Below are 23,281 nucleotides of genomic sequence, written 5' to 3'. Positions count from 1 at the left end.
GTCATACTAAACTTGAAAGCACGGTCAGATACCTCGGTATCGAGGTCGACGATGCTCTTGAAATATCTGAACAAACCGAAATTTAGATTTAAGTATAAGTACATCTGCGACCGTTGAAAAACGGTCGCACCTCTAAAGCGGACGATTATTTCTGGAAAAATAAATTGAAGATTGCAGGCTCACTACCGACCCCTTGCCGTCATTCAAGTATGAATTTAAGCTTCCCTAAACCCGACTGTGAAAGCTAAAGTAATGACCACATTAACAGTTCGTTAGTCTAATGATTTCAGATTTTCCTTTAATAATGCACTGAATTGTTCCACAGGTAACGGTTTACTGAATAGATAGCCCTGCATCTCATTGCAACCCTGTTCACGAAGAAGCATTAGCTGTTCAACCGTTTCCACGCCTTCGGCAATGGTTTGCAAACCAAGGCTTTTTGCTAGATTGATAATTGCACTAACAATAGCTTTATCATCAGGGTCAGTAACGATATCGCGCACAAAAGACTGATCTATCTTAAGTTTGTAAGACTTGAATTTTTTCAGATAACTCAGTGAGGAATAGCCGGTACCAAAATCATCGATCGACATACGGATACCTCGCTCATGTAGCTTTTCCATTATGGCGATGGCATTTTTGGGGTTATGCATCGCAACACCTTCAGTCAGCTCCAGTTCTAAATACTCAGGCGGCAAACCCTCTTCATCAAGTAGGCGTGTGATCAGCTCCGGCAGATCGGGGTGACGAAACTGTACTGCAGACAGGTTCACTGCCATAATCATCGGAGGAAAGCCCTCATTCATCCAGGCTTTTGCTTGTCGTATGGCGGTCTTTAATACCCATTCGCCAATCGGCAGGATCAATCTACTCTCCTCTGCGACGGGAATAAATTCTTCTGGTAACACCATGCCAAGCGTGGGGTGTTGCCAGCGCAATAACGCCTCAGCCCCTATAATTTGGCTATTATGTATAGCCACTTGGGGCTGATAATGTAAATATAATTGCTCATATTCCAGTGCATGACGCAAGGCATTAACCAATTGTAGATTGCGTTCAGATTGTTTCTGCATCTCTGGAGTAAAGAAACGATAGTATTGGCGGCCTTCTCGTTTGGCACGATACATCGCCGTATCAGCACTCTTGGATAGAGTTTCCAAATCCTCGCCATCTTCTGGATAAAGCGCAATACCAATCGATGCCGTCAGCGTCAGGTTTTGATGGTCAATTAGATAAGGTGTGGCGATGGTATCCAGTAATTTTTGAGCAACGTGGGCGGCACCAAGTTGATCAACACCAGGCAGTAGCAAAATAAACTCATCACCGCCCAACCGTGTTACTGTGTCCTCTGCACGCAGCAACAGACTAAGGCGTTTAGCCAGCTCAATCAAGACGCTATCTCCTAAGCTATGACCGAGGGAGTCGTTGATATCTTTGAAGTGGTCAAGATCCAAGAACATCAATGCCAATTGTCCTTTATTGCGTTTCGCTAAACTAATAGCATATTTAAAATGATAGTTGAGTTGAATACGGTTTGGCAATCTAGTAAGTGGATCAAAATTGGCCAGAAAGTGAATATCTTCCTCGGAGCGTTTACGCTCAGTAATATCACTTACAGCGCCTACGATGCGAATAGCGTTGCTAATAAGCTCATTGGTTTCAAAAAATGTTTGTGCTCGAGTGACCAGCCATCGAACTTCGCCATCCCGATGGATAATCCGGTGTTCAATGTCTATAAGACCACCTTCATAGGGATTCTGAGCATGCCGAATAGCTTCTATAACCCTTTTACGGTCTTTTGGGTAGAGACTAGAAATAAATGTTTTAAAGGTCACCCTTTCATTACTCCCCCACCCACAGAGTTTGCGCAACTCAGGTGAAGAATAAATTGATTTATTGCAATATGTTTGATCGAAAACACCTATGCCGGAGGCGGAAGTGGCTTGATGCAGTCTATCCTCGTTTATTCGAAGAATGTCATTGGCGCGCTCATTTTCTTCAATGTTATGCTTACGTTCAATCTCCATGCCAATGCGCTGTCCTATGATGCGCAAAATCGATTGATCTTCTAAAGTGAAATCATGCGGTTTATCGTCTAGCAAACAAGTAACGGCCACCACTTTTCCTTGATTATCCAAAGAAGGAAATCCACAGTAAGCAAAGGCGTTGTGATCTTTAAGGAAAGTCGCTTCAGGGAAGAGTTCTGCTACTCTGTCATAGACTCTGATGTCTCTGGATTGCTCAACGGTTGCGCAAGGAGTAATTGCTAGTGAGCATACTCCCGCATTACTGTAAATTTCGCCATCGATATAGACGGCAAGGAAATTAAGTTGCCCCCCTTGTATTTCGGACAAGCATACAACCTTGACCTCCAGCATTTCACCAATCATTTTGGCGGCATGTCGGAATATTTCTATTGGATCACCGGATAACGTCAGACTAAGTTCAAATAACTGTTTAAGTTTGTGTATTTGGGGGTTGTGCATGAACTGTTTTAGATGTGAGTTACCTTTGGTTTGATTTTACTCTAAAAGTATTCCAAACTCACTATGTGTTGGCATTGTGAGAGCTATCACAATTTCATAGACCAATATCCTAAGATGAATTCAGAATTAAACTTACCGTTTGCTCATGGTGCACTGCCAAACTTCATTCTGCGAATTTATTGCTATAAAGCGGTCAGTCGTGACAGACCGGTTTTGGCCGTGAGTTGGCGATCAGTTTTCTTCGTATCTTCGTATCTTCGTGGTGAAAGCATTTAAGCTTTTGCAGACTTTCCTGGCGATGCTGCAAGAAAATCTTTGCCTCTTATTTATAATTCCAATATTTACTGTCTGTATCACGCTGTGACTGCACCAGCCAGGAACCATCTGTTACGCTAATCGTAAACGCACCACTATCAGCGGTGTTAAACCATTTTGCTTTTATTTGCTGATAACGCGCTAAAACATCCTGATGCGGATGACCAAACTGATTGCGATAGCCTGACGAAATCAACACATAGCCTGGTTGAACAGCCTGAAGGAACGACAGTGTCGATGACGTTTTACTGCCGTGATGAGGAGCAATTAATATTTCGGCTTTCAGGTTACCGCCATAAGTCTCAACCAGCCAGGATTCCGCTGAAGCCTCTATATCACTAGTCAGCAACACAGCACCCTGTTCAGACTCGATTTTTAGTACACAGGAGTTATCATTTTCCGAAACAAACGGATGCTGTGGTGATAGTAAAGTGAACCTGACATGATCCCATTCCCAGGATTGCCCTGCTACACAGACAACGGGAGAATAATTACTTAACTGTTCGGGAGCACTGGTTAACACCTGTGTTATCGGCAGGCCAGTCAATAAAGATACCGCTCCACCAATATGGTCGTTATCACCGTGACTAATGATAAGCTTGTCAATTTTTCTTACACCTTGCTGCCTTAAAAAAGGCAATAACGTATTCTTGCCACTATCGCTTTCCTCTGAAAATTTGGAACCGGCATCATAAACCAACCAATGATTGGTCGTTTGTACAACGACCGACAAGGCTTGTCCGACATCCAGCACAGTCATGTTAATAGCACCTGCTTCAGGTTTTTTTGATGCCGTAAAAACCAACGGTAAAAACATAACCAGACTTAGCCACCGCGCTGGAATACCCCGAGGTGCAAGCAATAATAAAACTCCGGGGATGGCAAGCACAAAAGCCCAGAATGGGGGCTGGGCGTGATTTATGATTGCTAACGGCAACTCTGCCAAATGAACTAACAGCCACCATAAGCCTTGCAAGATAATATCAACAACCATAAACAGATTACTCGCCAATAACTGCGAAGCAAACATAATGATGACGCCCAGTAATGACAAGGGTACTACCAACAAACTGATTACGGGTACGGCAATAAAATTGGCTAATGGCGAACAAAGTGAAACTTGCTGAAAAAAGAACAATAACAGTGGCGATAATCCCACCGAAGTTGCCCAATTTATTTTTATCATCTCAAGAAGATAACCCGGATTGCCCAAGCGCCCGGCAACGGTATAAACAATCAAGCTGACAGCAAGAAAGGATAGCCAGAAGCCAACGGATAAAACTGCCAAAGGATCAAATATCAATACGGCAAACAAGGCAACAGCCAGGGTATTAAAGGGCCGGGTATTACGCTGAAGAAAAATGGCCAGCATAACAATGGCAAGCATGATTACCGAGCGTTGTGTTGGCACCGAAAATCCCGCCAAACCTGCGTAAAAGACGGCCATAAACATCGCGGTGATAGCAGCAACTCTTTGCGGTGACCACGCCAGACACCCTGTTCTGACCCACAGGTTAAGTATCAAAAAATAAACCAAACCGGCAATCAGTCCGACATGCGAACCGGAAATAACAACCAGATGCGTCGTGCCGGTTTTGCGAAAAACATCCCATTGATTTTGCGTAATGCCGCTGCCATCGCCAATGGTTAAGGCCTTAATTAAGGCAAGACTTGGACTATCAGGTAAAGTAAGTGACAGACGGTCAATAATGTTTTGCCGCCAAACAGAAATACTGGTCCAGGCTGACTTCTGCCTCAGTAAAACCGGTATTTGACTGGTAGGGCGCACATAGCCGACAGCACCAACACCTTGGGTAAATAACCAGCGCTCATAATCAAATCCACCCGGATTTAAACTACCATGAGGCCGCTTTAATTTAACAGTAAAAGACCAATACTCACCGGCTTTAATGGCTCGATCAGGAAAATACCAACTTAATCTTATTTTGGAGGGTAACTTTTGCGCTGAATGGGTCACGACAAAATCAAAGCGCGTGCTTCTTTCATCCTGCTCAGGTAAATCAACAATAAAACCGTTGACCGGAATATCAATGCCCTCAAGAGATTGAGGCAATCGGTCGGCTAACCGACTCATCGCAAATACTATTGCCCACAATAAACCAATAACAAAAAACAGCCACCGCCAATACCGCAACCATGCCATAATGCAGACAGAGGCAGTGACGACAATTAGCCACTGAATTCCCGGCAATGCCGAAAACTGCTGAACGACTAAAAGTCCGACTAGAAATGACAGGGCAGAAACAATCATTTAGCTCCTTGGCATTTTTTAGGCTGACAAAAATCTGATAAACTGTTTTATAAACAACTTTAACTTTAAAAAACGATGGCCAAAAAACTGTTACAAAAACTATTAAATAAGTTTGTCCCTGACCATAACGTAATTAAACAGCACAAAAATCTGCAGTTTCTGGGCGATAAACTGCACGATCCCAATCTCTGGCATTTAAATAGACGCTCTGTCGCTATGGCTTTTGCCGTAGGTCTTTTTTGCGCCTGGATTCCAACCCCGGGTCAAATGGCAATTGCGGCAGTAGGGGCATTTTATTTAAGGGGAAATTTACCGATTGCCATCGCGCTGGTTTGGATAACCAACCCTGTCACCATGCCACCACTGTTTTATTTTGCTTATCTGGTTGGACTTTCGGTGCTAAATCTCCCTGCCGCCTCTTTTTCACTGGATGCCGTATTATCGGGTGATATTTTGTTTCCGTTTCTGACCGGTTGCCTGCTTATCGGTGTAGTGTGCGCTACAACCGGCTATTTTGGCATTAACTATTTCTGGCATTATCATGTCGCCAAAAAATGGGCCACCAGAAAACAAACACGCAAGCATCCTTCTTCAAAAAAGAATCCCTTCAAAGCCGTTAATTACGATAGATCGTAACTAAAAAGTAAATCCACAAAAAAACCTTAAAAGATTCTCACCACGAAGACACGAAGGATGCGAAGAAAAAAATTTTAAAGGCCTGCCTGGCTTAATTGATTTCAGCTACCCACTTTAGACGGGACAAGCAAAAAGACTTAACCGTTAATAAAATTAACTTAATGATAAATCATCAAAAAAGACCGTTCGCTGAGCGGAGTCGAAGCGAACGATTTAGTCTTAAACTGTACCAACTTAGGTAACAAAAAAAAGACCAAATTTTTTCTTCGTGTCCTTCGTGTCTTCGTGGTGAATAAAATTAACCCACAATCAAACCATCTTCCATGTGCAAAACCTTGCCCATACGTGACGCCAGATCATGATCATGAGTCACGACCAAAAAGCTGACCTTCAGCTCCTGATTTAACTCCAGCATTAACTGATAAACCTGATCGGCAGTTTTACTGTCGAGATTTCCGGTAGGTTCATCAGCCAATATCAAACTTGGCTTGTTAATTAAGGCCCTTGCCACCGCTGCACGCTGCCTTTCGCCACCGGATAACTCACCCGGCTTATGCTCAACGCGATGACCTAAACCTACGCGCTGCAATAATTCACTGGCACGAATACGCGCTTGTTTAACGGACTCTCCGCCAATCAACAAGGGCATTGCCACATTTTCCAGAACCGTAAACTCGCCTAATAAATGGTGCGATTGATAAATAAACCCCAAGGATTTATTCCTTAATTTGGCCAGCTTTCCGGCGCTAACTTGATTGATGTTAACCCCGTCCAAAACGACCTCGCCACCACTGGCTTTTTCCAAACCACCCAAAAGATGCAGTAAGGTACTTTTACCGGAACCTGAAGCGCCCATAATGGCAACGCGCTCACCAACACCAATGTTTAAATCAACGCCTCTCAAGACCTCAACATCCAACCCACCCTGATCATAGCGTTTAGTCAATTGGTGGCAATGCAAAATACTGGTTTTATTCATATCTAAGAACTTCCGCTGGATTTATTCGGGATGCCTGCCAGGCAGGATAAATCGTCGCCAATAAGGACAGGAAAAAGGCCATGCCGGCAATCGCATAAACATCCGACCAAACCAACTTGGAAGGCAATTCACTAATGTAATAAACATCAGCGGCCATAAACTGAACCTGAAATAATTTTTCAATGGCCGGTACGATGGTTTCAACATTTAACGCCAGCAATACGCCACCTAATGTTCCCAGTGCTGTACCAACCACCCCGATAATGGAGCCCAACACCATAAAAATCCCCATAACTGAGCCTGAAGTCAGCCCCTGGGTTTTTAGAATAGCGATATCACCCCGTTTATCGGTCACCACCATCACCAGCGTAGAAACAATATTAAAAGCCGCTACCGCGACTATCAACAACAGGATAATAAACATTACCCGTTTTTCTGTCTGAATCGCTTTAAAGAAATTGTTATGCGCCAACGTCCAATCACTGACCTGATATTCATCATAAAGAGCGGTTGCCATTGAGCGTGTAATTTGCGGCGCATTAAACAAATCATCCAGCTTAATACGCAGGCCTGAAACTGAACCTTCCAAACGAAATAACTTGGACGCATCCTCAATATTAATCAATGCCATGTTACGATCATACTCATACATACCAACCTGAAAAACACCCACTACAGTAAAGCGTCGCATTCTCGGTACAATACCTGCCGGTGTGGAATTAATTTGTGGACTGATCACGGTGATTTTATCCCCCGTCATAACCCCTAAATACTTGGCAAGTTCAACACCCAGAACAATACCGTATTGACCGGCAACCAGATCGGAAAGCTTGCCTGACTTCATTTTATCGGCAACCTCGGAAACCCGGGATTCATAATCCGGCAGTATCCCGTTAAGCATGGTTCCACTGACACGCCGATCGGCGTTAATCATAACCTGCCCACTAATAAAGGGTGCCGCGCCCTCTACATGGGGGTAACCTTTTAATTTCTGATCCAGTTCATGCCAGTTATCCAACTGCCCGTATTTACCGGTGACCGTAGCATGTGAAGTCATGCCCAGAATTCGCTCGCGTAATTCAGCTTCAAAACCATTCATCACTGACAAAACGGTAATTAGCGCAGTAACGCCCAGCGCAATACCAAGAACAGAAGTTAAGGTAATGAAAGAAATAAACTGGGTACGACGTTTGGCCCGCGTGTAACGCAAGCCTATATAAAAAACAAGAGGTTTAAACATGAAATCTATAAGTTAGAGAAAAAAATCAGGAGGCCTTGCACTGAGGGCAAAATCCATATAAATAAAGGCCATGATCTGTTAATTCATAACCCAGTTTTAAAGCAATTTCTTTTTGCCGAGTTTCGATAACTTCATCCGTAAACTCATCCACTTTGCCGCATTTCATACAAAGGATATGATCATGGTGAGAACCGGTATCCAATTCAAAGACCGAATTACCACCCTCAAAGTGATGCCTGGTCACCAAACCTGCGGCTTCAAATTGGGTTAAAACCCTATAAACAGTTGCCAGGCCAATTTCTTCATCTTCACTCAGCAGAATTTTATAAACTTTTTCAGCCGTTAAATGACGCTCGTTAACCTGTTTTTCTAATATTTGCAGAATCTTAACCCGAGGTAAAGTAACCTTCAGGCCCGCGTTCCTTAAATCATGCATTTCCATCATTAATCTCCGCTTAAGCCAATCTGCCGGCAACTAAATACAAAATAGCGCACATTGTAGCCTTTTTAGATCGCATAAGCATGACAGTTTTATAGGATAATGATTTAACATCCTGTATGATTTTACATTTTGACACTTCCACCGCCTCTAATGAGAAAGTCGCTTTATTATTTAAGCTTATTGACAAGCCTGACACTCGTCTCTTGCTCTACCATCCTGAACAATTTACCAGGCGTCTATAACCTGGAAATTCAACAAGGCAATATTATTGATCAGGCCATGGTTAACCAACTCCAACCTGCAATGAATAAACGCCAGGTACTTTACATCATGGGCTCACCTATGCTGGATAATGTTTTCCACAAGAATCGCTGGGATTATGTTTATTCAATCGAGCCTGATGGTGAAGACAGAGTACAAAAACAAATCTCGTTATTTTTTGAAAATGATCAAATAGTCGGCATTCAGGGAGATTTCAAGCCGGGAGCGGCACCTGCCATTAAGTCATCGGGAGAAATAACCATCGACGTGCCCAAACGCGACCTTGATAGAACATTATGGGAAAAAATCACGGGACTGTTTGGCTATGATGACGTTGAGGATGCTCCTAAACCGGAGGCAAAATCATCACCCGGATCAGCAACTGTTAAATTACCGCTTTAACAGCTTGGGCAATACGAGGGATTGGCTTAACCAATCTCCAGTGTAGGATGAACAAAGCGCAGCGTACCCATCCTGCAGCATTGCTTATCGACAAATGTAGATTTTCAGATAAATAATTTAGATATCAACAGATACCATCCCTTGAAGGGATGGTATCTTTATGAGCCTACAGAGACGTGAATTAGAGGTTTAATTTCTGAAAGTCTATGGCTCAGCGCTTCACTGCCCTCTGCCGCCTGGCTTCCTTGGGGTCATGAATTAAAGGTCGATAAATTTCTACTCTGTCGGCCTGTGTTAATGGCTGGTCAAGCTTGCAAACACTGCCAAAAATACCAACTTTTAAATCAGTTGCCGATATTTCCGGGAAACGGTTCAACAAGCCGGATGCCTGAATCGCCTGTTCGACGGTAGTACCCTCGGGCATATCCAAGGCAACAATTACTTGTTGTTCAGGAGTCGCGTAAGCCACTTCTATAGCAATCAATATTTCATCCATAGACTTGCTTGGCCCGAGCGGTAAAAGAACTGACCATGGTATTACATATCTGGTTAAAGACTACACCAAAGGCCAGACTGGCCAACATTCCCGACATTTCAAATTCCAGATCGAGAGAAATCTTGCTGGCATCTTCACGTAAGGGCATAAAAGTCCAGACACCTTCCAGATAAGAAAAGGGCCCATCCAGTAAAGATACCGTTATTACCCCTCCCCCATCAACGGTATTTCTTGTTGAAAAAGACTTTTTAAAACCACCCTTGGAAATCAATAATTCTGCTTCAACGATATTGTCTTCGCGCTTGATAATTCGACTGCCACTACACCAAGGCAAAAATTTCGGATAGTCTTCAATATTATTAACCAGATCAAACATTTGCTGTGCAGAAAACTTAACCAGTGCACTTTTTTGAATAACCGTCATTTAAAGTACTCCAATGACATGCAGAAAGACAAAAAATACAGCGGCTGGTGCCACATAGCTAATTAAGATTTTCCATAGCTGATAACTTTCTACATTAGGCATATCCAGCTCTTCTTCGCTGTGTTGCCGCTTCATAATCCAACCGGCAAAAATCGCAATACAAAAACCACCGATAGGGAGCATTAAATTAGCCGTTAAGTAATCCAGCAATTGAAAAATACTTCTATCAAAAAACTTAACATCAGACCAACTATTGAAAGAAAATGCCGTACCCAATCCAAGTAACCAAGTTGTTAACCCGGACCAAACACAGGCTTTTTGCCGACTAAAACCTTTACTTTCAACCAGCCAGGCAACGGCAGGTTCAATCAAGGAAATGGATGAAGTCAACGCTGCCGTAGTCAGCATCACAAAAAATAATATCCCCATCAACCAGCCGCCAGTCATCGCACCAAAAGCAACCGGCAAGGTTTGAAAAATCAGTCCCGGACCGGAATCAGCATCTAGATTATTGGCGAAAACAATAGGAAAAATAGCAATACTTGCCAATAAAGCCACCACCGTATCAGCACCCGCAATCAAAATTGCGGTTTTGGCAATCGATATACCTTTAGGTAAATAAGAGCCGTAAACCATAATTGCCCCCATACCTAAACTGAGGGTAAAAAAGGCATGACCCATCGCCGTCAATACCGAGTCGCTGGTCAGCTTGCTAAAATCCGGCACGAACAAAAAATGTAACCCTTGATTATAGCTTTTTGTAGTCATTGCATAAGCCACCAATAACAGCAGCAAGACAAACAAGGCCGGCATTAAATACTGTACAGCCTTTTCCAGACCTTTATTAACGCCGCGCACCACGATCAGCATGGTTGTCAGCATAAATAACGAATGCCAGAAAATCAACTGCACCGGACTGGCAACAAAATCTTCAAAAATTCTTTTTATGGCAACGCCATCGGCATCAAAAAAACTACCGGTAAAAGCCTTTACTACGTAAGCCGAAGCCCAACCGGCAATGACACTGTAATACGACAAGATTATCAAGCCTGCGATAACCCCCATCCAACCTAAATAATGCCAGTTTTTATCTGCACCGGCTTCTTCAGTTAACAAGTCCATTGTCTCAATAGGATTTCGCTGACTGCGTCGTCCCAACATGGTTTCCGCAATCATAATGGGAATGCCAATTAGCAACACACAAAAGATATAAACCATAACAAATGCGCCACCGCCATTTTCTCCAGTAATATAAGGAAACTTCCATATATTACCCAAGCCCACTGCCGAACCGGTTGCTGCCAGAATAAAGGCAATACGTGATGACCATGCACCATGTACTGATTTTTTTGTATCCGTCATTTTTTATTGCCCATTAAAAACTCACCTTATTAGTAATATCGAGTAAAATAGCAAAATTATTCCTTTACGTCAGTTTTAAAATCATAATCTGCACACTATGGCCGAAAAAAATCCTAAAAAAACTAAAACCCAGCAAAACGCAACAATTGCCGTTAATCGCCAAGCCAGGCATGAATATTTTATTGAAGAGCGATTTGAAGCGGGGATTGTTTTAGAAGGCTGGGAAGTTAAAAGCCTGCGCGATGGCCGTGTGCAGCTCAAAGAAAGTTATGTCGTGTTAAGACGCGGTGAAGCATGGTTATCCGGCGCACATATTTCTGCGCTGCTGTCGGCTTCCACGCATATTAAACCGGATGCTATAAGATCTAAAAAATTATTATTAAATCGTCATGAGCTTAATAAACTGATTGGCTCGGTAGAACGCAAAGGTTACACACTGATTCCCTTATCCATGTACTGGAAAGACGGACGAGCCAAGCTGGAAATCGGCCTGGCAAAAGGCAAACAATTGCACGATAAACGCGCAACCTCAAAGGATCGCGACTGGCAACGAGAAAAAGGCCGCATTCTGAAAAAGGGTTAAGACCATGTAATAGGGTATTTTCTGCGAAGGGTATAAATCCCAGGTATTTTATAGCCTTTTTTTGTGAACTTCCTTATAAACAGGATCATCCAGCAATGAATAAATCACCGGCTCTATTGTCCACCGCAAACAGCTTGTTAATCATCGTTGATTTACAAACTAAATTATCAGCGGTTATGCCAGCAACTGAAGCAAAACTGATAACCGCGAATGCAGGCAGTCTGGTTGAAGCGGCAGTAATACTAAATATTCCGGTATTGGTAACCGAGCAATACCCCAAGGGTTTAGGTACTACTGATACAACCATCATCCAAAAACTGCCGGAAGCGACACCGATTTTTAAAAAAACCGGTTTTTCTTGCTGCTTGGCTGAGAATTTTTGCAATGTTCTGGAAAGCAGTGAACGTAAACAAATTATTCTGACCGGACTTGAAGCGCATGTCTGTGTATTACAAACCGCACTGGAGTTGCTTCATAACGGCTATCAGGTTTATGTCGTCGAAGATGCCATTTGTTCCCGTAAAAGCGTGCATAAAATCTATGCTTTGCAACGCATGCAACAACAAGGCATTACCATTATCAATCATGAGTCAGTCTTGTTTGAATGGCTGAGAGATGCCAGCCATCCTGATTTCAGAAGTATTTCAGGCTTACTACAATAAAAATTAATCCGGTTTAGATACACTGTCAAAAAAACTGCCACCTAAACTTTTTATCCTTTTTCTTAAATCCTCATCCATGTCACTTAATTCATTCCTTGAAAAAATAAACCGGCTTGACCCCGTAAATTTTGATGAAACCATCGCTATCATTACCGAAAACTATCATTATCAAGCCGCTGAATTTAGTAATGGTCTTAATGAACATATATTGATTAGCAAAGCAGGAACTAACGAGGGTTCGTGTAAAATTTTCGCTTTTGCCAAAATCCACCAACTGAATCCACAAAAAACGTTAAACCTGTTTGGCGATTATTATCGACTGGATGTTTTAAACAATCCACAAGGCACGGATCACCAAAACATCAGAAATTTTATGAATTATGGTTGGGAGGGTATTTGCTTTAAAGATGATGCATTAACTTTAATTCCCGCAGTATCTAATCCTTAAAACAACCATGACTGACACCACAATAAAGATAACGGAATCATCAAAACAGGTAGTAAATAATCCGCAAAAATCCGGCGCAAATCCGGCTACACACAAGAGCATAACCATGCCTGCAAGCACTTTGCTGGTGCCGTTAACGAGTAGCAAAAAGTTGGCCGCTATTCGTAAGCAATCGCAATCAGTACAGGCGCTTGAAAAAAAACCGGTACCAAGCAGTCAAACCAGGCTTTCAGGACAACATAAAGACACGAACGAATTATTAACCGAAGCGCAAGAGCAAATTAATGCCAGGATAAACCAACTTATGGCTATTTATCCGCAAGGCAGGAAAAACAAAATGTTCGCCATTAAATATGGCACTCCTGAAAATATCAAGCAAATGACCATAAAAACTATCTTTACACGCTTGGCTATGGTTAAACCCAAAAATTTTACACTGATTGAAAGTCTGGATTATTTTGGCAACGCTACGCTACAAGGTGAGAAGCTTAACTCCGACCGAAATACCTGAAGAACAAAACGTGAAACAATAGGTACAGCTACACCCTCATTGTATAATTTAAACCCACGCTCTTATTGTCTATAACAACTAAGGATTAATTGAGATATGACTCCAGAAAAACGCTCTATTCGCCGTCGTGGCATTTATTTATTACCCAATTTATTTACTACCGGAGCCTTGTTTGCGGGTTTTTATGCCATTACTTCAGCAATGGGTGGGCATTTTGAAACAGCGGCCATTTCAATTTTTGTAGCGATGATTCTGGATGGACTGGATGGCCGTGTGGCACGATTAACAAATACACAAAGTGAATTCGGCGCGCAATACGATAGCTTGTCGGATATGGTCTCCTTTGGTGCTGCGCCTGCCCTGGTCATGTATTTGTGGTCATTTTCCACTTTGGGGAAATTAGGTCTTTTTGCCGCTTTTGTACACATGGCTGGTGGCGCTTTAAGACTTGCCCGTTTTAATACACAATTAACTTCCGCTGATAAACGTTATTTTCAAGGCTTGCCCAGTCCTGCAGCCGCCGCTATTCTTGCCGGATTTATCTGGATTTCTCTGGAGCACAATTACCCTGTTGAAATAGTCCGGTATATCGGCATCGTTTTAACCATCAGCACCGGCTTGTTAATGGTAAGTAATTTCAGGTATTCCAGCTTTAAAGAAATTGATTTAAAAGGTAAAGTGCCGTTTTTTGTCGCTATTACCGTTATGCTGGGTATCGCTTTTGTAATGGCGCAACCACAAACCATGCTGTTCCTTTTGTTTCTGGCTTATGCAATTTCAGGACCGGTTGTTACTCTGGTGATGCGTAAACGTAAATGGCAGGGGCGCAAATCTTAAAATCTGCTTGAGGGCAAATTATCATTCGCGTATAGTCAACGCCATGATTATTCAATACACCCCGCATTTTGAAAACAAGCTTGTCGGCATAATAGCTGCCAAAGCAAGCTTGTACGCGTGGCTGCCCTGCTTTTTAAGATTCCTGCCCTGAGGGCATACAATCTTTTTCATTTATTTTAGTTAAATCCCCCTTATTTATATCAACCCAATCGTTGATATCTTTTCATCGACTGCAAGGATGCAGAAAGAAGAACAATGCAGGAGCACAAACCGAGAATGGAGTTTTTATGAAAGACAAGTTAATTATATTTGATACTACCCTGCGCGATGGCGAGCAAAGCCCTGGTGCATCAATGACCCGCGATGAAAAAGTCAGGATTGCCAAAGCACTGGAACGGCTAAAAGTTGATGTTATCGAAGCCGGATTTCCTGCTGCCAGCCCTGGTGATTTTGAATCCGTTCAGGCTGTTGCCAATGTTATAAAAGACACCATCGTCTGTGGCTTGGCCAGAGCCCTGGATAAGGATATAGATCGTGCCGGCGCTGCACTTAAAGGTGCTAATCGCTCACGAATCCATACCTTTATCGCCACATCGCCAATACATATGCAAATGAAATTGCAAATGTCGCCCGAGCAAGTGATTGACTATGCGGTTAAAGCCGTTAAACGTGCACGGCAATATACCGATGATGTCGAATTTTCACCTGAAGATGCCGGGCGCTCTGATGAAGACTTTTTGTGCCGGATACTGGAAGCCGTTATTAATGCCGGCGCTACCACACTGAATATACCCGATACGGTAGGTTATAGCGTACCCCAGCAATTTGGGGCAACCATTGCCAATTTGATGAACCGCATCCCTAATTCGGATAAAGCCATTTTTTCTGTGCATTGCCATAATGACTTAGGCTTGGCAGTGGCCAACTCCTTGTCGGCAGTAATGAATGGTGCCCGTCAGGTTGAATGTACCATCAATGGCTTGGGAGAACGTGCAGGCAATGCTTCTTTGGAAGAAGTGGTGATGGCTGTTCGTACCCGTCATGATGTTTTTAGCTGCCAAACCGGTATCGATACCCGTGAAATTTTGACCTGTTCAAAATTAGTTTCTTCCATCACCGGCTTTCCCGTGCAACCCAATAAAGCTATCGTCGGCGCCAATGCGTTTGCTCACGAGGCAGGTATTCATCAGGATGGCGTATTAAAAAGCCGTGAAACTTACGAAATCATGCGTGCTGAAGACGTAGGCTGGAGCGCCAACCGCATGGTATTGGGCAAGCATTCCGGTAGAAATGCCTTTAAAAGCCGGATCACTGAATTAGGTTTTGAGTTTACCTCGGAAGAAGAGTTAAATGATGCCTTTTCACGCTTTAAACAATTGGCGGATAAAAAACACGAAATTTTCGATGAAGATTTGCAGGCACTGATTTCAGAGGCCGGTTTTGAATCAGAAGATGAATATGTCAAGCTTATCTCGTTAAAAGTCTGCTCCGAAACCGGAGAAATTCCCAACGCAAAAGTCACCTTACGGGTAGATAATAAAGAAGTTGTCGGTAGTTCTGATGGCGGCGGCGCTGTTGATGCGAGCTTGAAAGCCATTGAAAAGCTGGTTAAGTCCAAGGCTACCCTGGAGCTTTATTCGGTTAACAACATCACCAATGGCACAGATGCCCAAGGCGAAGTCACTGTGCGCCTTGAAAAAGATGGTCGTATCGTTAATGGTTTGGGGGCTGACACCGACATAGTGATTGCCTCGGCAAAAGCCTATATCAATGCAGTAAACAAACTGAACAGCCCTGACCAACGTAGACACCCACAGAAAGGGGATGTCTGATTTAAGGTGCAAACAGTTACATTCATAACCGTTAAGCTAATGGATATTTCTGTTAGCCCGACTATCAGGCAGCCAGGAGTTTAATCTTGGATAACGCACTTCGCTTGCAATATTTGGAGGCTATGGGCATTGATGTCTGGCTATCCAGAGCATCAATGCCGAACGGACAACCGCCGGAATTTGAAGCGGCTATTGATGATATTGAGCCAGAAACAATAACATCGGCAACCGATAACTGGGATGACTTGCAAGCCGAAGTCGCTAACTGCACAAAATGTGCTTTGTGTACCACACGATCACAAACTGTATTTGGCTCAGGAAACAAACAGGCTGACTGGATGCTGGTGGGTGAGGCTCCCGGACAACATGAAGATGAACAAGGCTTACCTTTTGTCGGTAACGCAGGCTTATTATTAACAGAAATGTTACGGGCTATCGGACTGACTCGCGAGGAAGTCTTTATTACCAATGTAATAAAATGCAGTCCCCCCAATAACCGTGACCCCCATGTTAACGAAATTGAAAGTTGCAGCAGTTATCTGTACCGTCAACAGCAACTTGTTAAGCCAAAAATCATTGTGGCACTGGGACGTGTTGCCGCACAAACCTTGTTAAAAACAAATGAACCTTTAGCCGAATTAAGAGGCAAAGTACACAACTTCAATAACACACCGGTTGTTGTCGTTTATCATCCTGCCTATTTGCTACGGTTTTTGCCGGAAAAGCGCAAAGCCTGGCTGGATTTAACACACGCAATACAAACATTTAAAAATAACGAAGGTTGATTTATGCGGGGATTAATGGACAAAATAAAAAACTTGGTGATTTATGATGCCGATAAGGAATTCTATGCCAAAGTATTTCCCGAATCCGTGACCAAAAAAGATTTGCTACGCATGCGAATAATGACACATGGGGATTTACCCCGTGTGCTCGAAATTGAAAGAAAAAACTATCCATTTCCTTGGGAGGAAGACATTTTTACCGACTGTTTTAAAGCCGGTTATAGCTGCTGGGTCTGTGAGTTGGACAATAAAGTATTAGGCTACTGTCTGCTTTCAATGGCAGTTGGTGAAGCGCATATACTTAATATTTCTGTAGACCCTGCCGAGCAGAAACAAGGCTTGGGCCGTAAAATGCTGGAGCACTTGATTGAAGTCGCACGAAGCCGCGCAGAAACGGTTTTCCTTGAAGTCAGACCCACGAATACTTGGGCTATCGCACTTTATGAAGATATGGGTTTTAACGAAATAGGCATTAGAAAAGGCTATTATCCTGCCGAAAATGGCCGCGAAGATGCGATCATGCTGGCGTTGCAGTTGTTTTAATAATAATCAAAGACTTTCCAACATTTACTATTCACCACGAAGACACGAAGTTTTTAACTTAGATTTCTTCGTGGTGATATAACCTTAAGTTGAGCTTACTGGCCGCCCCCTAAAGCAAGCTTATTTCAAGTTATCAGTGACATGTGGCTCAATAAGCTGATACATGAGCTGATGCATCTTTGGACTGCCGACAATCACATTGCCTGATTCCAGGTAATTGTCATTAAAAGAAAAATCCGTGATAACACCGCCAGCTTCTTTAACCAACAAGATGCCTGCTGCCATATCCCATTCCATTAAACCGATTTCCCAAAAACCATCCAACCGACCGGCGGCAACATAAGCCAAATCAAGTGCCGCTGAACCGGCGCGGCGAATCCCGGCACATTCCGGCGCTAACGCTTTAAACATACCCAGATAAGCGTCAAGGTGTTTATCGGTTTTAAAAGGAAAACCAGTACCAATTAGTGCGCCATTTAAACTATTTTGATTGGTCACTCTAAGGCGACGGCTGTTTAACATGGCTCCGCCACCGCGCTTGGCGGTGAATAATTCATCACGCAGGGGATCATAAACGACGGCCACCTCAATCTTGCCTTTATGTTTTAAAGCAATGGAAACAGCGTACTGAGGAAATCCATGCAAAAAATTAGTAGTACCATCCAGCGGATCTATTACCCAAACAAAATCATTACCTTGATGCTCACCACTTTCTTCAGCCAAGATAGCGTGGTCAGGATAGGCAGCTCTGATAATGCCAATTATTTCTCGCTCAACGGTACGATCAACCTCGCTGACATAATCATTTTTACCTTTTTGATCGACGTGCAGACGGCTAACATTATCAGCTGAGCGAAGGACTAAGTCACCCGCGCTTCTGGCAGCACGGACGGCAATATTTAACATGGGTTGCATAAGCGAATTTACAATGAGCAGATAAAACCCCAATGATAGCAAATCTTTTGGTAAACTTGGCTTATTTTTAACAAAGGACGATACCATTGCTGTCACATATAAAAATTGTTCTGGTCGAAACATCGCATCCCGGCAATATCGGAGCGGTTGCCCGCGCCATGAAAAACATGAACATAACTGATCTTTGCCTGGTTTCGCCTAAATTTTTTCCTAATGCTGAAGCCACATCCAGAGCATCAGGTGCCGATGATATTTTAGCGAAAGCTACCGTATATGACAGCTTGCAAGAGGCCATTGCTGACTGCGAGATGGTCATCGGTGCCAGCGCCAGATGCAGAACCATTAGTTGGCCGGAAATGACGCCTCGGGAATGTGCAGAGACAGTCGCGATTAATGAATCCGGCAATAAAGTCGCTATTGTTTTTGGCAGGGAAAATTCAGGTTTAAAAAATCATGAGCTGGATTTATGTCATTTTTTACTGCGAATCCCCTGTAATAGTGAATATAGTTCTCTAAATATTGCCGCTGCGGTACAAGTCGTTTGTTATGAGTTATTTGTTGCAGCCGGTATGCAAGAAGCCATCACTATTGGCGATAAAGGTAAAACGCCGAAAGCGACAGCCATACAAATGGAATCTTTTTACACACATTTATACGAAGCGTTAACTGATATTGGCTTCATGCACCCTGATAAATCAAAATCCATTATGCGACGTTTGCGACGAATTTATAATCGCGTACAACTGGATATTAAAGAACTGGATATACTCCGGGGTATTTTACGAATGTCCCAAGATCATCAAAGAAAGTAACTAATTTTTCCGCTAATTAATTATGTTACAAAGTCATCTTTTAACGATGTCGAAAATCTCCGGTCAACAGCAACAGAGACTTAATTCACAAAATTATTAGATGATCATTACTTTCCAATCCCTTAGCATAATAGTTGACTATTTTGGTAGGTTAAGTATAGTAATACTAATATACTTATTTTTTTGAGGGATTATCTAGTGCGATTAACTACAAAAGGCCGTTATGCAGTAACGGCGATGCTCGACCTGGCTTTTCACAGCCAGACAAAACCCGTTACCTTAACCGATATTGCGGCTCGCCAAACTATTTCCCTGTCTTATCTGGAACAATTATTTGCACGCTTACGTCGTGCCAATATGGTAAAAGGCATTCGTGGACCAGGTGGCGGTTATACACTGGCCGGTAAGGCTTGTGACATTAATATTGCAGACATTATTGCTGCTGTCGATGAACCGATTGATGCTACCAAATGTGGTGGTGAATCCAACTGCCAAAATGAAAAGGCGTGTTTAACTCACGATCTTTGGATGGGCTTGAGCGAACAAATCAGGGATTATTTAAAAGGTATCACTCTGGCTCATCTCCTGGAAAAGCATCGTGTTCAGGAAATTGTCAAAAGACAAGAACAGGATGCTCTTCAGGTTATTGAAATACATCGCCAGACAAAATCAATCACTAATCTGAATGATCTACTTTGATCACAATGCAACAACACCCATCGACGATCGGGTGCTGGAAGCCATGCTACCCTTCCTGACTTCGTTCTACGGCAATCCTTCCAGTTTATATCGTCACGGTAGAATCGTGCGTAGCGCCATTGATACTGCCCGTGAGCAGGTTGCGGCGCTGGTCGACGCCCCCTTATCGCAAGTCATTTTCACCAGCGGTGGTACTGAGTCAAATAATCTGGCATTAGCCATATTACCCGCCCAAGGCAGACTCGCTATTTCCGCGATTGAACACCCCTCTATTACTGAACCTGCCCTGCGTTTAAAGCAGCTTGGCTCGACGTTAAACATCATCAATGTCGATGGCAACGGACTTGTCACGGAAACGGCCATTGAGGATCTGATTAACAAAAAACCGGATCTGGTTTCGATCATGATGGCCAATAATGAAACCGGAGTCATCCAGAACTTGGCGCCCTGTGTCCAAAAGTTAAGAGCAAACAACATTATTGTTCATACCGATGCCGTGCAGGCATTAGGTAAAATACCGGTCTCATTTAACCGACTGGGGGTTCACTTGATGTCGCTATCGAGCCATAAAATCTATGGTCCTAAAGGCTGTGGTGCCCTACTGTTTGAAAAAGGCCTGGAGATAAACCCGGTCTTTCGTGGTGGCGGACAGGAACAGGGACTAAGAGCCGGTACTGAAAATGTTGCCGCTATCGTCGGCTTTGGCAAAGCCGCAGAACTTGCAAAAACCGAATTAACCAATCGCAGCAAACAACTACTGGCTTTACGAACACTGCTGGAAGCGCATTTAGCCACTATTCCTGGCTTAACTATTTTTGCCCGGCAGGCAAACCGATTACCGAATACCATCCAGTTTGGCATCCCTGGAATTGATGGTGAAATGTTGTTAATGAAACTGGATCAAAAAGCGATTGCTGTTTCCAGTGGCTCGGCATGTGCCAGTGGCGGTAGAATACCCAGCCCGATACTTATCGCGATGGGTGTAGAAGCCGGGCTTGCAAAAGGCGCCATACGCATCAGTTTAGGTATGGCTAATACTGAAATTGAAGTACTTGAATTTATTAATCAATTAAAAGCCTTGGCTTACCAAGCATAAAGAGGGTGTTATGTCTGTCTCATTAACTGAAAGTGCAGCTCGTCAAATAAAAAAACAGCTGGAAAAACGTGGCCAGGGAATCGGTTTAAAATTAGGTGTAAAAAAATCCGGTTGCTCGGGCTATGCCTATGTACTGGATTATGCCGATACGCTGAATGAAAATGACACCGTATTTGAAGGTTTTGGTGTTAAAGTTATCGTACCGCAAAGCGATCTGGAATTTGTGGATGGCATAGAACTGGATTATCGCAGAGAAGGTATTAATGAAGCTTTTAAATTTAACAACCCCAATGTTAAAGGTACCTGCGGCTGTGGCGAGAGCTTTTCGGTAGGGTAAAAACTCTCTGCAACGCTGACCCTTTACGGGAATTTTGATCGTAACAAGTAAGCCGCTATGGACCATCACAAAATACATAGGGGCTTCAGTGTAAAAAGACCTGAATTCCATATACTCCATCCAGACCTCTCACTGCTTTCATAAAACGTTCATTGGATAACTCAAGAACGTGAAAAAACTGCACTTATCCTTTCTGCTTCCTGTATCATCTCAATTAATTTGAAATTAACACACCAGTGCTAATCGACCAGAAAAGCCAGACGATTACTTAGTCTTTTCAGGGATACGAAACAGTGGCCACAAAAAAAGAAAAAACGACTTGCTAAATATATTCAAGATAAAATCCTTCTGGATTTATGGCCTCGTCTTTCTGGGATGGACTTTAGTAACAGCCGTCACTATAAATATAGCATCCAAATTTGTATTAGATGAAGCTGAAGTCGCTTTCAATCAAAGAATCGTACAATTGCACGATAGTATCGAACTCATCGCCCGTGACAATGAGTCAATTTTGGAGGGTTTTAGTGCATTTCTTAGCGCCATTGAATATGCCGATAGAGAAAGCACATCCCGTTACGCACGACTAATTCTTGCCCGCTACCCGCATGTTTATGGACTCGAGGTTGCGCTTACCGTAAAACAAATTGATTTAGCCGAATTTATCGCCAGACAAAAAAAATCCTGGTTTCCCCAGTTCAAAGTGAAAGCGTTTAGTTATATGGCTGATCCCCGCATTTGGGAATCTGTTAAAAAAAAGCCTGTATATAATCCGATTATTTTTATTGAACCAATGTCACCTGATACCAGGCAACTAATTGGTGCAGACATGGATTCAGCTAAGTTTATGCGCGAGGCATTAAATCAAGCACAAAAACTACATTCCCCAGTTGCTACCATCCCGTTTAACCTAGTCGAGGGGCCTCGCGGCTATATTCTCTATCACCCTGTTCCCGATCCTCCCAGAGGGGATAATTCCAAGCGAAAACAAGCGCTGGCGCTATTAATAGTCAGCGCAGAAGCAATCCAAAAGAAGATCGCTGTTTTGGTAGAAAATCTGGATTTTCGTCTTTACCACTCGAACTATTCAAGTGATGATCCTGAAGGCTTGTTATTACATATTTCAGCATCTTTGCCACCGAATGAATTAGGAGCCAGCTTATTCCCCAAACTCACCTCCGAAAGAAAACTGTACAGCAAAGGCCAGCCGTTCGCCATCAGTGTTGAAAAAAAACTGGGCTGGTCTGATCTCGACTTGCCACTGGTAATATCAACAGGCAGTACTTTGCTTCTGTTCCTGATGCTCATGCTACTTTTTCTAAACATCTATCTACGCAAGGAAGAACAAAGGACCCTAGCAGCCAAGCATTTGCTTTACATGGCAACACATGATGCCTTGACAGGACTCCCCAATAGGTCATTACTAACTGATCGATTTAGCCAAGCCTGTTCCCGAGCACAACGTCGCAACTTAACATTTTCGACCATGTTTCTCGACCTGAATGAGTTCAAGAAAGTCAATGATACCTATGGTCACGAAGTTGGTGATCAGCTACTTAAGACTTTGGGCACGTTACTAAAGAATTGCATCAGAAATGAGGATACCTTGAGCAGAATCAGCGGCGATGAATTTGTAATCCTGCTGGAAAACACATCTTACGAAAATGCGCAAAAAATTGCGCAGAAAATTCAAGCCCAGTTTGCACAGCCGGTTTTTATCCAAAGTATTGAATTAAAGGTTGGCATCAGCTTGGGAATTGCCGTTTATCCGGACGATGGCACAGAAATGAGCGAATTACTTATAAAAGCCGATACAAGAATGTACCAAGCAAAAGAACAAAGTAAAAACATGATGAAAAAAAGCACATAAGGATCTGGTTTTATTTTGGAGCTTACTTACCTGTAAATT

General features: G+C 43.0%; 24 protein-coding genes. 15 read left to right on the top strand and 9 right to left on the bottom strand.

Going from position 1 to position 23,281, the window contains the following annotated elements; genetic code table 11:
• Positions 1–272: 272 nt before the first annotated feature.
• Positions 273–2,486: a bifunctional diguanylate cyclase/phosphodiesterase gene (locus N7974_RS01125; protein WP_262963868.1), complete on the bottom strand. Its 2,214-nt coding sequence runs from the start codon at positions 2,484–2,486 to the stop codon at positions 273–275.
• A gap of 322 nt (positions 2,487–2,808) precedes the next feature.
• Positions 2,809–5,073, bottom strand: a complete 2,265-nt coding sequence (locus N7974_RS01120; RefSeq protein ID WP_262963867.1) for a DNA internalization-related competence protein ComEC/Rec2 — start codon at positions 5,071–5,073, stop codon at positions 2,809–2,811.
• A gap of 75 nt (positions 5,074–5,148) precedes the next feature.
• Between N7974_RS01120 and N7974_RS01115 the strand changes: the two genes are divergently transcribed.
• Entirely contained in the window at positions 5,149–5,709 is a 561-nt protein-coding gene (locus tag N7974_RS01115; protein ID WP_262963866.1) for a DUF2062 domain-containing protein, read from the top strand.
• 298 nt (positions 5,710–6,007) lie between these two features.
• Here the strand turns inward: N7974_RS01115 and lolD are convergent, their stop codons facing one another.
• Genes lolD through fur form a run of 3 tightly spaced genes read right to left on the bottom strand, consistent with a single transcriptional unit; the run spans position 6,008 to position 8,370 of the window.
• A complete protein-coding gene (gene lolD, locus N7974_RS01110; protein ID WP_262963865.1) occupies positions 6,008–6,688 on the bottom strand; it encodes a lipoprotein-releasing ABC transporter ATP-binding protein LolD in 681 nt (226 codons plus the stop codon).
• Positions 6,681–7,928, bottom strand: coding sequence for a lipoprotein-releasing ABC transporter permease subunit (locus N7974_RS01105; protein WP_262963864.1), 1,248 nt, complete (start codon positions 7,926–7,928; stop codon positions 6,681–6,683). Before N7974_RS01105 ends, lolD begins: the two co-directional genes overlap by 8 nt.
• A gap of 25 nt (positions 7,929–7,953) precedes the next feature.
• Complete coding sequence (gene fur, locus N7974_RS01100) at positions 7,954–8,370, bottom strand: ferric iron uptake transcriptional regulator (RefSeq protein WP_243221725.1); 417 nt, start codon at positions 8,368–8,370, stop codon at positions 7,954–7,956.
• Positions 8,371–8,520: 150 nt separating this feature from the next.
• On the opposite strand from fur, the gene N7974_RS01095 reads away from it, so the two are divergent.
• A complete protein-coding gene (locus tag N7974_RS01095; protein WP_262963863.1) occupies positions 8,521–9,033 on the top strand; it encodes an outer membrane protein assembly factor BamE in 513 nt (170 codons plus the stop codon).
• 211 nt (positions 9,034–9,244) lie between these two features.
• On the opposite strand, the gene N7974_RS01090 is transcribed toward N7974_RS01095, so the two are convergent.
• The 3 genes from N7974_RS01090 to N7974_RS01080 are packed head-to-tail and all read right to left on the bottom strand — an operon-like array spanning position 9,245 to position 11,315.
• Positions 9,245–9,529 (bottom strand): RnfH family protein, encoded by a 285-nt coding sequence (locus N7974_RS01090; RefSeq protein WP_394813006.1) that lies wholly within the window; start codon positions 9,527–9,529, stop codon positions 9,245–9,247.
• Complete coding sequence (locus N7974_RS01085; protein ID WP_243219482.1) at positions 9,522–9,953, bottom strand: type II toxin-antitoxin system RatA family toxin; 432 nt, start codon at positions 9,951–9,953, stop codon at positions 9,522–9,524. The genes N7974_RS01090 and N7974_RS01085 overlap by 8 nt, the downstream gene beginning before the upstream one ends.
• Positions 9,954–11,315, bottom strand: coding sequence for a sodium-dependent transporter (locus tag N7974_RS01080; protein WP_262963862.1), 1,362 nt, complete (start codon positions 11,313–11,315; stop codon positions 9,954–9,956).
• Between the two features lie 97 nt (positions 11,316–11,412).
• Between N7974_RS01080 and smpB the strand changes: the two genes are divergently transcribed.
• The 8 genes from smpB (at position 11,413) to rimI (ending at position 17,516) form a co-directional block, all read left to right on the top strand.
• Positions 11,413–11,898, top strand: a complete 486-nt coding sequence (gene smpB / locus N7974_RS01075; RefSeq protein ID WP_262963861.1) for an SsrA-binding protein SmpB — start codon at positions 11,413–11,415, stop codon at positions 11,896–11,898.
• Between the two features lie 95 nt (positions 11,899–11,993).
• Positions 11,994–12,560 (top strand): isochorismatase family protein, encoded by a 567-nt coding sequence (locus N7974_RS01070; protein WP_262963860.1) that lies wholly within the window; start codon positions 11,994–11,996, stop codon positions 12,558–12,560.
• Positions 12,561–12,636: 76 nt separating this feature from the next.
• Positions 12,637–13,008, top strand: coding sequence for a HopJ type III effector protein (locus N7974_RS01065; protein WP_262963859.1), 372 nt, complete (start codon positions 12,637–12,639; stop codon positions 13,006–13,008).
• Between the two features lie 7 nt (positions 13,009–13,015).
• Complete coding sequence (locus tag N7974_RS01060) at positions 13,016–13,519, top strand: hypothetical protein (RefSeq protein ID WP_262963858.1); 504 nt, start codon at positions 13,016–13,018, stop codon at positions 13,517–13,519.
• 96 nt (positions 13,520–13,615) lie between these two features.
• Complete coding sequence (pssA, locus tag N7974_RS01055; protein ID WP_243219494.1) at positions 13,616–14,356, top strand: CDP-diacylglycerol--serine O-phosphatidyltransferase; 741 nt, start codon at positions 13,616–13,618, stop codon at positions 14,354–14,356.
• A 287-nt stretch (positions 14,357–14,643) separates the two neighbouring features.
• A complete protein-coding gene (locus N7974_RS01050; protein ID WP_262963857.1) occupies positions 14,644–16,188 on the top strand; it encodes a 2-isopropylmalate synthase in 1,545 nt (514 codons plus the stop codon).
• Between the two features lie 86 nt (positions 16,189–16,274).
• Positions 16,275–16,973 carry a uracil-DNA glycosylase gene (locus tag N7974_RS01045; protein WP_262963856.1) on the top strand — a complete coding sequence of 233 codons (699 nt, stop codon included), beginning with the start codon at positions 16,275–16,277 and terminating at the stop codon, positions 16,971–16,973.
• Between the two features lie 3 nt (positions 16,974–16,976).
• On the top strand, positions 16,977–17,516 hold the full coding sequence (gene rimI, locus N7974_RS01040; protein ID WP_262963855.1) for a ribosomal protein S18-alanine N-acetyltransferase: 540 nt from the start codon (positions 16,977–16,979) through the stop codon (positions 17,514–17,516).
• A gap of 120 nt (positions 17,517–17,636) precedes the next feature.
• Here the strand turns inward: rimI and suhB are convergent, their stop codons facing one another.
• A complete protein-coding gene (gene suhB, locus N7974_RS01035; RefSeq protein WP_262963854.1) occupies positions 17,637–18,431 on the bottom strand; it encodes an inositol-1-monophosphatase in 795 nt (264 codons plus the stop codon).
• An 86-nt stretch (positions 18,432–18,517) separates the two neighbouring features.
• Here suhB and N7974_RS01030 point away from each other — a divergent pair, with 86 nt between their 5' ends.
• The 5 genes from N7974_RS01030 (at position 18,518) to N7974_RS01010 (ending at position 23,242) form a co-directional block, all read left to right on the top strand.
• On the top strand, positions 18,518–19,243 hold the full coding sequence (locus N7974_RS01030; protein ID WP_262963853.1) for an RNA methyltransferase: 726 nt from the start codon (positions 18,518–18,520) through the stop codon (positions 19,241–19,243).
• 198 nt (positions 19,244–19,441) lie between these two features.
• On the top strand, positions 19,442–19,942 hold the full coding sequence (gene iscR, locus N7974_RS01025; protein WP_243219514.1) for a Fe-S cluster assembly transcriptional regulator IscR: 501 nt from the start codon (positions 19,442–19,444) through the stop codon (positions 19,940–19,942).
• Entirely contained in the window at positions 19,929–21,038 is a 1,110-nt protein-coding gene (locus N7974_RS01020) for a cysteine desulfurase family protein (RefSeq protein ID WP_262963852.1), read from the top strand. Before iscR ends, N7974_RS01020 begins: the two co-directional genes overlap by 14 nt.
• Positions 21,039–21,048: 10 nt before the next feature.
• On the top strand, positions 21,049–21,375 hold the full coding sequence (locus N7974_RS01015) for a HesB/IscA family protein (protein ID WP_262963851.1): 327 nt from the start codon (positions 21,049–21,051) through the stop codon (positions 21,373–21,375).
• Between the two features lie 466 nt (positions 21,376–21,841).
• The gene (locus N7974_RS01010; RefSeq protein ID WP_262963850.1) at positions 21,842–23,242 is read left to right on the top strand and encodes a diguanylate cyclase domain-containing protein; all 1,401 of its coding nucleotides are present in this window, start codon (positions 21,842–21,844) and stop codon (positions 23,240–23,242) included.
• The last annotated feature ends 39 nt before the right edge of the window (positions 23,243–23,281 follow it).

The sequence above is a fragment of the Methylobacter psychrophilus genome (genome assembly GCF_025583945.1).
In the GTDB taxonomy this organism is placed as follows: Bacteria; Pseudomonadota; Gammaproteobacteria; order Methylococcales; family Methylomonadaceae; genus Methylobacter_C; species Methylobacter_C psychrophilus.
Note: the sequence above shows the minus strand (reverse complement) of the source record. Positions and strands in the feature narration are given on the sequence as shown.